Source organism: Streptomyces sp. NPDC029674, assembly GCF_044903205.1.
Lineage (GTDB): Bacteria > Actinomycetota > Actinomycetes > Streptomycetales > Streptomycetaceae > Streptomyces.
This window is the reverse complement of record NZ_JBJDPY010000040.1, coordinates 1-11,346: the sequence shown is the minus strand read 5'-3', so window position 1 is coordinate 11,346 and position 11,346 is coordinate 1. Positions and strand designations below refer to the sequence as shown.

At 73.0% G+C, this 11,346-nt stretch carries 9 protein-coding genes; 8 read left to right on the top strand and 1 reads right to left on the bottom strand.

Going from position 1 to position 11,346, the window contains the following annotated elements; all coding sequences use genetic code 11:
• Positions 1-332: 332 nt before the first annotated feature.
• The 6 genes from lnt to ACI2L3_RS40050 all read left to right on the top strand — a co-directional run bounded on the left by lnt (position 333) and on the right by ACI2L3_RS40050 (position 7,942).
• Positions 333-1,943, top strand: coding sequence for an apolipoprotein N-acyltransferase (gene lnt / locus ACI2L3_RS40075; protein WP_404757418.1), 1,611 nt, complete (start codon positions 333-335; stop codon positions 1,941-1,943).
• 48 nt (positions 1,944-1,991) lie between these two features.
• Entirely contained in the window at positions 1,992-2,492 is a 501-nt protein-coding gene (locus ACI2L3_RS40070; RefSeq protein ID WP_404757417.1) for an NUDIX hydrolase, read from the top strand.
• Positions 2,493-2,575: 83 nt separating this feature from the next.
• Positions 2,576-3,760, top strand: coding sequence for a methyltransferase (locus ACI2L3_RS40065; protein ID WP_404757416.1), 1,185 nt, complete (start codon positions 2,576-2,578; stop codon positions 3,758-3,760).
• 163 nt (positions 3,761-3,923) lie between these two features.
• Positions 3,924-5,327 carry a universal stress protein gene (locus ACI2L3_RS40060; protein WP_404757415.1) on the top strand — a complete coding sequence of 468 codons (1,404 nt, stop codon included), beginning with the start codon at positions 3,924-3,926 and terminating at the stop codon, positions 5,325-5,327.
• Between the two features lie 10 nt (positions 5,328-5,337).
• The gene (locus ACI2L3_RS40055; RefSeq protein WP_404757414.1) at positions 5,338-5,505 is read left to right on the top strand and encodes a hypothetical protein; all 168 of its coding nucleotides are present in this window, start codon (positions 5,338-5,340) and stop codon (positions 5,503-5,505) included.
• 73 nt (positions 5,506-5,578) lie between these two features.
• On the top strand, positions 5,579-7,942 hold the full coding sequence (locus ACI2L3_RS40050) for a phosphoketolase (RefSeq protein WP_404757413.1): 2,364 nt from the start codon (positions 5,579-5,581) through the stop codon (positions 7,940-7,942).
• Positions 7,943-7,945: 3 nt separating this feature from the next.
• Here ACI2L3_RS40050 and ACI2L3_RS40045 read toward each other — a convergent pair whose 3' ends face one another.
• Positions 7,946-8,443: a methylated-DNA--[protein]-cysteine S-methyltransferase gene (locus ACI2L3_RS40045; RefSeq protein ID WP_404757412.1), complete on the bottom strand. Its 498-nt coding sequence runs from the start codon at positions 8,441-8,443 to the stop codon at positions 7,946-7,948.
• A gap of 196 nt (positions 8,444-8,639) precedes the next feature.
• Here ACI2L3_RS40045 and ACI2L3_RS40040 point away from each other — a divergent pair, with 196 nt between their 5' ends.
• Together ACI2L3_RS40040 and ACI2L3_RS40035 are read left to right on the top strand one after the other, a co-directional pair.
• Positions 8,640-10,661: an FAD-dependent oxidoreductase gene (locus ACI2L3_RS40040; protein WP_404757411.1), complete on the top strand. Its 2,022-nt coding sequence runs from the start codon at positions 8,640-8,642 to the stop codon at positions 10,659-10,661.
• A 38-nt stretch (positions 10,662-10,699) separates the two neighbouring features.
• Complete coding sequence (locus tag ACI2L3_RS40035) at positions 10,700-11,242, top strand: PadR family transcriptional regulator (RefSeq protein WP_404757410.1); 543 nt, start codon at positions 10,700-10,702, stop codon at positions 11,240-11,242.
• Positions 11,243-11,346: the final 104 nt, after the last annotated feature.

The following is an 11,346-nucleotide window of genomic DNA, read 5'->3' as shown; positions in this document are numbered from 1 at the left end:
GTGCCGGGTGGGCCGTCACCGTCGGGCCGGGCGGGCTGCCCACCGTCGGGCCGGGTGGGCCGTCACCGTCGGGCCGGGCGGGCTGCCCACCGTCGGGCCGGGTGGGCCGTCACCGCCGTGCCGGGCGGGCTGCCCACCGTCGTGCCGGGTGAGCCGCCACCGTCGGGCCGGTCGGGCTGCCCACCGCCGTGCCGGCCGAGCCGCCACCGCCGTGCCGGTCGGGCTGCCCACCGCCGTGCCGGTCGAGCCGCCACCGCCGTGCCGGTCGAGCCGCCGGCCCCCCCGGGCCACCAAGCTGTCGGCGCCGACGTGACGCGCCGTAGACTCCCCGGGTGACCGCCACTACCACTCCCGTAGACGAGCCGGACCAGCTCGATCCGCAGCCTCCGCTGGCCTCCCGGGCCGGGCGTGTCCTGCGTCGGCTCGTGCCCGCCGCCGTGGCGGCTCTCTCCGGAGTGCTGCTCTACGTCAGCTTCCCGCCCCGCACGCTGTGGTGGCTGGCGCTGCCGGCCTTCGGGGCGCTCGGCTGGTGCCTGCGCGGCCGGACCTGGAAGGCGGGCCTCGGCCTCGGCTACCTCTTCGGCCTCGGTTTCCTGCTGCCGCTCCTCGTGTGGACCGGCGTCGAGGTCGGCCCCGGCCCGTGGCTGGCGCTCGCCGCCGTCGAGGCAGTCTTCGTCGCGCTCGTCGGCGCGGGCATCGCGGCCGTCTCGCGGCTGCCCGGATACCCGCTCTGGGCCGCGGCCCTGTGGATCGCGGGAGAAGCGGCACGCGCGCGCGTGCCCTTCAACGGATTCCCCTGGGGCAAGATCGCCTTCGGTCAGGCGGACGGCGCCTTCCTGCCGCTCGCCGCGCTCGGCGGCACCCCCGTGCTCGGGTTCGCGGTCGTCCTGTGCGGGTTCGGCCTCCACGAGATCGTGCGGCAGGTCATCGACGTACGCGAGACCCGCGTCGTGCGCCGCGGCGCGGCGGCCGTGGCGGTGCTCAGTGTGCTCGTCCCCGTGGCCGGTGCCTTCGCGGCCCGTCCGCTCGTCAGCGACGAGGCGGAGGACGGCACCGCGACCGTCGCCGCGATCCAGGGCAACGTCCCGCGCGCGGGACTCGACTTCAACGCGCAGCGCCGCGCCGTCCTCGACCACCACGTCCGCGAGACCAAGCGCCTCGCGGCCGAGGTGAAGGCCGGCAAGGTGAAGCGCCCCGACCTCGTCCTGTGGCCGGAGAACTCCTCCGACATCGACCCGTTCACCAACCCCGACGCGCGCCTCGCGATCGAGGGCGCGGTCAAGGCCATCGGAGCGCCCGTCTCCGTCGGCGGCGTCGTCGAGAAGGACGGCAAGCTCTACAACGAGCAGATCCTCTGGGACCCGGAGAAGGGCCCCACGGACACCTACGACAAGCGGCAGATCCAGCCCTTCGGCGAGTACATCCCGCTGCGCTCCCTCATCAGCACCTTCAGCAGCGATGTCGACATGGTGCGGCAGGACTTCAGCCGCGGCACGGAGCCCGGCGTCTTCACGATGGCCGGTGCCGAGGTGGGCATCGCGACCTGTTACGAGGCGGCGTTCGACTGGGCGGTGCGCGACACCGTCACCCACGGCGCGCAGCTCATCTCGGTGCCGAGCAACAACGCCACCTTCGACCGCAGCGAGATGACCTACCAGCAGCTCGCCATGTCCCGCATCCGCGCGGTCGAGCACAGCCGCACCGTCACGGTCCCGGTGACCAGTGGCGTCAGCGCGGTGATCATGCCGGACGGCGACGTCAGGGCGAAGACGACGTGGTACACCGCCGACTCGCTCGTCGAGGAGGTGCCGCTGCGCTCGTCGAAGACCCCCGCCACCCGCCTCGGCGTGCTGCCCGAGGGCATCCTGGTGCTGATCGCCGCGGGCGGCCTCGGCTGGGCCGTGACCTCGGCGGCGCGAGCCCGGCGGGCCGGAGCGAAGTAACTCCCGGACGTGGCAGAGGCGGTGGCCGCCCACCGTTAGGGTCGGACCATGGCTACTCCCGATTTCATCCGCACCATCCGGGCCGCCGCCGGCCGGCAGCTGCTCTGGCTCCCCGGGGTCACCGCCATCGTCTTCGACGACGAGGGCCGGGTACTGCTCGGGCGGCGCTCCGACAACGGCCGCTGGTCGGTGATCGGCGGCATCCCGGACCCGGGCGAGCAGCCCGCGGAGTGCGCGGTGCGCGAGGTGTACGAGGAGACGGCGGTGCACTGCGTGCCCGAGCGCGTGGTCCTCGTGCAGGCCCTCGAACCGGTCACCTACGACAACGGCGACGTCTGCCAGTACATGGACATCACGCTGCGCTGCCGTGCCGTCGGCGGCGAGGCGCGGGTCAACGACGACGAGTCGCTGGAAGTGGGGTGGTTCGAGGTGGACGCGCTGCCCGCGCTGCACGAGTTCTCGCTGTCCCGGATCAAGCACGCGATGGCCGACGGACCCACCTGGTTCGAGCAGGCCCCGGCGGGCGAGCAGGCCCCGGCGGGCGAGTGAGCGCTCGCGGGCCGGCGCGCCCGGGCACTCGTGGGTCCCGCGCGCCCGGGCCGCTGCCGGCTCTCCGTTAGCCTGAGTGCACGATGAACCGTTTGAGCACGTCATGGGGCGCGTACGACCTCACCCGCTTCCCGGAGCACCCCCGCGATCAGCTGCGCGCCTGGTCGGCGGCCGACGCCTATCTGCTGCGGCACCTGGCCGGCGAGGAGGGCGCGGCGGCCGTCGACCTCTCCGGGACCGTGGCCGTCGTCGGCGACCGGTGGGGCGCGCTGACCACCGCGCTCGCGGGGCACGCGCGCGTGCCGGTGCAGATCACCGACTCCTTCCTCGCCCAGCAGGCCACCCGGGCCAACCTGGCGCGGGCCGGACACGCGCCGGACGCGGCACGGCTCCTGACGACCAGGGACGCTCCGCCCGCGCGCGTCGACGTACTCCTGGTCCGCGTACCGAAGAGCCTCGCGCTCCTGGAGGACCAGCTGCACCGGCTCGCGCCCGCCGTGCACGAGGGCACGGTCGTCGTCGGCACCGGCATGGTCACCGAGATCCACACGTCGACGCTGGAGCTCTTCGAGCGGATCATCGGCCCGACCAGGACGTCGCTGGCCCGGCAGAAGGCACGGCTCGTCTTCAGCACCCCGGATCCGGCGCGCGTCGCCGGTTCCGCCGGGTCCAGCCCCTGGCCCCTGAGTTACGTCCTGCCCGCCGACTCCGACTCCGGTGCCGGCGCGGGGCTGACCGTCGTCAACCACGCGGGCATCTTCTGTGCCGACCGCCTCGACATCGGCACCCGCTTCTTCCTCAAGCACCTGCCGCGCGCCCGCGGCGGCGCCCACGTCGTGGACCTGGGCTGCGGCAACGGCGTGCTCGGCACCGCCGCGGCCGTCGCGGACCCCGACGCCACGGTCACCTTCATCGACGAGTCGTTCCAGGCCGTCGCCTCCGCCGAGGCCACGTTCCGCGCCAACGCCGCCGCGGACGCGAAGGCGCACTTCCTGGCCGGTGACGCCCTCGCCGCCGTGCCGCCGGGAACGGTCGACCTCGTCCTGAACAACCCGCCCTTCCACAGCCACCAGGCCACGACCGACGCGACCGCCCGCCGCATGTTCACCGGCGCCCGCGCCGCGCTGCGCCCCGGCGGCGAACTCTGGGTCATCGGCAACCGCCATCTGGGCTACCACGTGCGGCTCCGCAAGCTCTTCGGCAACGCGGAGGTCGTGGCGAGCGACCCGAAGTTCGTGCTGCTGCGGGCGGTGAAGGGCGACCGCTGAGAGGCACCCGCGCCGCGCTGCATCGCGCTGCGTCGTGGCGAGCGGTGACGGTGGGCCTGTTCGGTACTCCCTGCGGGGGCGTGGACGGTGGCAGCGTTGGGGGTGACGGCCGGGCGGGCCGAGCCGAGCCGCTGCCCGGGGTCGCGGGAGGAGACGATCGACCGTGGAACTGCCCCTGATTGTGGGTGTCGACGGTTCACCGGCCAGCCTGCGGGCGCTGGACTGGGCCGTCGACGAGGCCGTGCGGCGCGGGACACCGCTGCGGGCCGTGTACGCGTCGAGCTGGGAGTGGTACGAGGGGCACGAGCCGTCCTTCGGCATCGGCGGCGACCTCGTACAGGCCTCGGCGGACCACATCGTCGACCGGGCGGTGGAACACGCCCGCCGCCGTACGGCCGCCGTCGACGTGACCGGCACGGTCCTGCCCGAGGATCCCGCCGCCGCGCTGATCCGCGCGAGCGGCGAGGCATGCGCGGTCGTCGTCGGCAGCCGCGGTCGGGGCCAGTTCGCCGGCCTGCTGCTCGGCTCGGTAAGCCTGTCGGTCGCCGCACACGCCGCGTCGCCGGTGATTGTCGTACGGGACGTCGGGGGTGCTCGGGAGACGGCTGGGGGGCAGGGGGTTGTGGGGGCGGGGGAGGCAGGTGAGTCGGCGGCTGCCTCGGCGCCGGGCGCCGGGGGCAGTGGAGCCTCGGATGCTGGGAGCCGTCAGGAAGCGGATACCGGGCAGGCCGCCGCAGGGGTAGGGGGAACCGGTGAGTCGGTGGTCGCTTCGGCGTCGCCGGGTGTCGGGAGCGGCGGAGCCCCGGATGCCGGGAGCGGTCAGGAGGCGGATGCCGGGCAAGTCGCCGTGGGGGCGGGGGAGGCTGGTGAGTCGGTGGCTGCCTCGGCGTCGGGTGTCGGGAGCAGCGGGGAGCCGGACGGCCGGACCAGTCAGGAGCCGGATGCCGGGAAGGCAACCGTCGGGGCTGGGGAGGCAGGTGAGGCCGCGGCCGGCTCGGCGCCGGGTGCCGAAAGCAGTCGCGAGGCGGACGCCGGGCAGGCCGTCGCAGGGGTAGGGGAAACCAGTGAGTCGGTGGCCGCTTCGGCGCCCGGTGCCGGGAGCAGCCGTGAGCCCGGTGCCGGGAGCCGTCAGGTCACGGCCGCCGGGCAAGTCACCGTCGGCGTGGGAGCGCCCGGTGACTCCATGGCCGCCGTGGCCTTCGCGTGTGAGGCGGCGGCGCGGCGCGGCGCCGTTCTGCACGCCGTGCACGCCTGGCGCTGCCCGGCCCACGAGGCCCCGGCCCGGCCCCGGGCCGGCGAGCTCACCGATCCGCACCAGCGGCGGGCCGAGGAGGAGCTGGACGAGGCCCTGCGCGCAGCGCTGCGCGCCCACCCCACCCTCGTGGTGCGCCGCGAGGTCCCCGAGGGGCACCCCCGCACCGCGCTGCTCGACGCGGCCCGCGCCTCCGACCTCCTCGTGGTCGGCGCCCGCCGCCGCAAAGGGCAGCTCGGCATGCAGCTCGGGCCGGTCAACCACGCGGTGCTCCACCATGCGGCGTGCCCGGTGGCGGTCGTCCCGCACGGCTGATGTGCTGGGTGTGGAGTCAGCTGTTCCGGGTGGCCAGTACGGCCAGTACGGCCAGTACGGGCAGTACAGCCAGTACGGCCAGGACATGGCGTGCAGCCGGCGCACGCAGTGCGGCCAGTACCTCCAGTACGGCCGACCTGCCGCATCGGCGCGTCGGCGACAGCCCCCGCACGACTGACCCGCCGCTCACGTGGAACCCGCGGGGCACGCCCGACTACGACGTATGCCCCGAATCTCGCGAGGAGGACCCTGTGGCACCCGTGGCGAAGGACCACCTGGCGGCGCTCGACGCCCACTGGCGCGCCGCCAACTACCTGGCCGTCGGCCAGATCTACCTGATGAGCAACCCCCTGCTGACCGAGCCGCTGCGGCCCGAGCACATCAAGCCGCGCCTGCTCGGCCACTGGGGCACGTCACCGGGGCTCAACTTCGTCCACACCCACCTCAACCGCGTCATCCAGGAACGCGACCTGGAGGCCCTGTGCATCTGGGGGCCGGGCCACGGCGGTCCCGCCGTGCTCGCCAACTCCTGGCTGGAGGGTTCGTACAGCGAGGTCTATCCCGATGTCACGCGGGACGCGGAGGGCATGGCGAAGCTGTTCCGCCAGTTCTCGTTCCCCGGTGGGGTGCCGAGCCACGTGGCGCCCGAGACGCCCGGCTCGATCCACGAGGGCGGTGAGCTCGGCTACTCGCTCGCGCACGCCTACGGAGCCGCCCTCGACAACCCGGACCTGCTGGTCGCCTGCGTGATCGGGGACGGCGAGGCCGAGACCGGGCCGCTGGCCGCCTCCTGGCACTGCAACAAGTTCCTCGACCCCGTACACGACGGCGCGGTCCTGCCGATCCTCCACCTCAACGGCTACAAGATCGCCAACCCGACCGTGCTCGCCCGCCTCCCCGAGGCCGAACTCGACGCCCTCCTCAAGGGCTACGGCCACGAGCCGCTGTACGTCGCCGGTGACGATCCGCACGAGGTCCACCAGGCGATGGCCAACGCCATGGACCAGGCACTCGACCGCATCGCCGCCGTCCAGCGGGACGCCCGCGGCGGCGCGGGCGCGCAGGGCCGCCCGCGGTGGCCGGTGATCGTGCTGCGCACGCCCAAGGGCTGGACCGGCCCGGTGGCCGTCGACGGGGAGCCCGTCGAGAACACCTGGCGCGCCCATCAGGTGCCGCTCGCCGGAGTCCGCGAGAACCCGGATCACCTGCGGCAGTTGGAGGAGTGGCTGCGGTCCTACCGCCCCGAGGAGCTCTTCGACGAGAACGGCTGTCCCACCCCGCAGGTCCTGGACTGCGTCCCCGGGGGCGAGCGCCGGCTCGGCGCGACGCCGCACGCGAACGGCGGCCGGCTCACCCGCAAGCTGCCCGTCCCGCCGCTGGAGAAGTTCGCCGTCACCGTGGACAAGCCGGGCACCTCCCTGCACGAGCCGACCCGGATCGCCGGCAAACTGCTCGCGGAGGTCATGACGGAGACCGCCGGGCGCCGCGACTTCCGCGTCGTGGGCCCGGACGAGACCGAGTCCAACCGGCTCGGCGCGCTCTACGACGTCACCGGCAAGGCCTGGCAGGCCCGGATGCTCGACACCGACGAGCACCTCGCCCGCGACGGGCGTGTCATGGAGGTTCTCAGCGAGCACCTCTGCCAGGGCTGGCTGGAGGGGTACACCCTCACCGGGCGCCACGGCCTGTTCTCCTGCTACGAGGCGTTCGTCCACATCGTCGACTCGATGGTCAACCAGCACATCAAGTGGCTGAAGACCTCCCGCACGCTGCCCTGGCGCGCGCCCGTGCCGTCCCTGAACTACCTGCTCACGTCGCACGTGTGGCGGCAGGACCACAACGGCTTCTCGCACCAGGACCCCGGCTTCGTCGACCACGTGCTCAACAAGAGCCCCCATGTCGTACGCGTCTATCTCCCGCCGGACGCCAACACCCTGCTCTCCGTGACCGAGCACGTGCTGCACAGCAGGGACTACGTCAACGTCGTGGTGGCGGGCAAGCAGCCGTGCTTCGACTGGCTCTCCCTCGACGACGCCCGCGCCCACTGCGCGCGCGGGGCGGGCGTCTGGGAGTGGGCCGGTACGGACGACGGCACGCGCGACCCCGACGTGGTGCTCGCCTGCGCGGGTGACGTGCCCACCCAGGAGGTCCTCGCCGCCGCGGCGCTGCTGCGCGAGCACCTGCCCGAGCTCACCGTGCGCGTCGTCAACGTCGTCGACATCGCCCGTCTGATGCCCCGCGAGGAGCACCCGCACGGCATGGCGGACTCCGAGTACGACGCCCTCTTCACCCGCGACAAGCCGGTGATCTTCGCCTATCACGGCTACCCGTGGCTGATCCACCGCCTCGCCTACCGCCGCACCGGCCACGACAACCTGCACGTGCGCGGCTACATGGAAGCGGGCACGACGACCACGCCGTTCGACATGGTCGTCCGCAACAACCTCGACCGGTACCGCCTCGTCATGGACGTCATCGACCGCGTCCCGGGCCTGGCCGTGCGGGCGACGGCCGTGCGCCAGGCGATGGCCGACGCCCGCACCCGCCACCACGCCTGGATCCGCGAACACGGCACGGACCTTCCGGAGGTCGCCGACTGGACCTGGCCCTATTGATTCCTAGGCCGCTTCCAGGTCGAGGAGGAGCCGCTTGCGCTCAAGGCCTGCCGCGTACCCGGTCAGGGAGCCGTCGGCGCCGATCACGCGGTGGCAGGGGCGCACGACGAGCAGCGGATTGCGCCCGATGGCGGTGCCGAGGGCGCGGACCGCGGCGCGGGGGACGCCGAGCCGCTCGGCGAGCCGACCGTACGTGGTCGTGGTGCCGTAGGGCACCGTGTCCAGCGCCGTCCACACCTTGCGCTGGAACTCGGTGCCCGCCCCGGCGGCGTACTCGATGTCGAAGTGGGTCAGGCCTCCGGAGAAATACGAACGCAGCTGCCCGATGATCACGTCGAAGGCCGCGTCGTCGCGCACCCAGCCGTCCAGGACGACGGCGCCGCCCTTCTGGCCCGGCATGGACAGCGAGGCCAGCGCGGTGCCGCCCTTGGCGGTGGCCGACTCCTCGCCCACCAGGAGCAGCTCGCCCAGCGGGCTGTCGGTCGTCGTGTAGACGGTCATCGGACTCTCCTCATGCGTTCGGTTGCCGCCTCCAGTCTGCGGCTCGCGCGAGGGCGCGGCTGGCGGGATTCGGACATCACACTGACGGCCTCCGGGATCGGCGGGGAGACTCCGCTCACGTCTTATGCAACTAGTTGCACAGCGGCGGACGGCTGGTCTACAACTGTCCTGTAGACACCGCGTACGGAGGGGCCGCATGAGCCGTTACCCGAACCTGCTGAACCCGCTCGACCTGGGCTTCACCACCCTGCCCAACCGGGTCCTCATGGGCTCCATGCACGTCGGTCTCGAAGAGGCGCCGAACGGCTTCGAGCGGATGGCGGAGTTCTACGCGACCCGTGCGCGCGGCGGCGTCGGCCTCATCGTCACCGGCGGCATCGCCCCGAACGAGCTCGGCCGGCCCTGGGACGGCGGCGCCAAGCTCACCACCGAGGCGGAGGCGAAGGAGCACGCGGCCATCACCGCCGCCGTGCACGCCGAGGGCGGGAAGATCGCGATGCAGATCCTCCACTTCGGCCGGTACGCCTACCACGACAAGCTCGTCGCACCCAGCGCCATCCAGGCGCCGATCAGCCCCTTCGTGCCCCGCGAGCTCACCGACGACGAGGTCGAGCAGACCGTCGAGGACTTCGTGCGCGCCGCCGAACTCGCCAAGCTCGCGGGCTACGACGGCGTCGAGGTCATGGGCTCCGAGGGCTACCTGATCAACGAGTTCATCGCGGCCCCCACCAACCAGCGCACCGACCGCTGGGGCGGCTCCTACGAGAACCGCATCCGCTTCCCCGTCGAGATCGTCCGCCGCACACGCGAACGCGTCGGCGCCGACTTCATCATCATCTACCGCCTCTCCATGCTGGACCTCGTCCCCGGCGGCTCGACCCTCGAAGAGGTCGTCCACCTCGCCAAGGAGATAGAGGCCGCGGGCGCCACGATCATCAACACCGGCATCGGCTGGCACGAGGCGCGCATCCCCACCATCGCGACGTCGGTGCCGCGCGGCGCGTACAGCTTCGTCACGAAGAAGCTCATGGGCGAGGTCTCCGTGCCGCTCGTGACCGTCAACCGCATCAACACCCCGGAGATCGCCGAGCGGTTGCTCGCCGAAGGCGCCGCCGACATGGTGTCGCTGGCCCGGCCGCTGCTCGCCGACCCCGACTTCGTCAACAAGGCGAAGGCGGAGCGGCCCGAGGCCATCAACACCTGCATCGGCTGCAACCAGGCCTGCCTGGACCACACCTTCAACCTGCAGATCACCTCCTGCCTGGTGAACCCGCGCGCCTGCCACGAGACCGAGCTCGTGCTCTCGCCCACCCGCACCAAGAAGCGCATCGCCGTCGTCGGCGCGGGCCCCGCCGGCCTCGCCTTCGCCGTCTCCGCCGCCGAACGCGGCCACGACGTCACCCTGTACGACGCGGCCGCCGAGATCGGCGGCCAGCTCAACGTCGCCCGCAGGATCCCCGGCAAGGAAGAGTTCGACGAGACCCTGCGCTACTTCCGCACCCAGCTCGACCTGCGTGGCGTCGACGTCCGGCTGAACACCGTCATCACCGCGGACGAGCTCACCGGAGAGGCGTACGACGAAGTGGTCGTCGCCGCCGGCGTCACGCCCCGCATCCCGGAGATCCCCGGCGTCGACCACCCCAGCGTCGTCGGCTACCTCGACGTGCTGCGGGACGGCGCGCCCGTGGGGGAGCGGGTCGCGATCATCGGCGCGGGCGGCATCGGCTTCGACGTCGCCGAGTTCCTCACCGACGGCGGCGAGAAGGCGAGCCTGGACCCGGCGACGTACTTCCGGCAGTGGGGTGTCGACATGGACTTCCGCGAGCGCGGCGGCCTGACGAAGCCCGAGCGGCCGACGCCGCCGCGCACCGTCCACCTGCTGCAGCGCAAGACGTCCAAGGTCGGCAAGGGTCTCGGCAAGACCACGGGCTGGATCCACCGCACCGAACTGCGCCACCGCGGCGTCGCGATGGTGGCGGGCGCCAGCTACGACCTGATCGACGACGCGGGCCTGCACATCACCGTCGACGGCAAGTCGTCCGTGATCCCCGTCGACACGGTCGTGCTCTGCTCCGGGCAGGAGCCGCGCCGCGACCTGTACGAGGAGCTCGTCGCCGCCGGGGTCGCCGCGCACCTCATCGGGGGCGCGGACGTCGCCGCCGAGCTGGACGCCAAGCGCGCCATCAAGCAGGGCACGGAGCTGGCCGCCGCGCTGTGAGGCGGCCCCTTCGGGGCCGCCGTCCCTAGGATTGCCCCATGTCACTCCCGCACGCGATCCTCACCGCCCTCCTGGAGAAGCCGTCGTCGGGCCTCGAACTGACCCGCAGGTTCGACAAGTCGATCGGCTACTTCTGGTCGGCCACGCACCAGCAGATCTACCGGGAGCTGGGCAGGCTGGAGCGCGAGGGGGCGATCCGCGCCCTGCCCCGGCAGGGCGCGACGCGCGGGCAGAAGAAGGAGTACGAGGTCCTGCCGGCGGGCCGCGCCGAACTGGCCCGCTGGACGGCCGCGAGCCAGGACCCGAAGCCGCTGCGCGACACCCTCCTGCTGCGCCTGCGCGCCGCGGCGGTCGTCGGCACGGCGGGCATCGCGGGCGTCCGGGAGGACCTGCACCGCCATCTCGACCTGCACCGGCGGCAGTTGGCCGAGTACGAGGAGATCGAGCGGCGCGACTTCCCGCCCGGCAAGGACGCCGTCGAGGACCGGCTGCGCCATGCGGTGCTGCGGGCGGGCATCGACCTGGAGACGTTCTGGACGCAGTGGCTGACGCGGACGATCGAGGAGCTCGAAGCGCCCTGAGCGAGGGCTTAGGGCCTGTCCGGCGGATCAGGTCGCGGTGGGGCGACGGCCACCCGTCGGTGCAGGTGAGCGGGGTCTGGTGCGTCGAGATGCAAGGCGGAGGA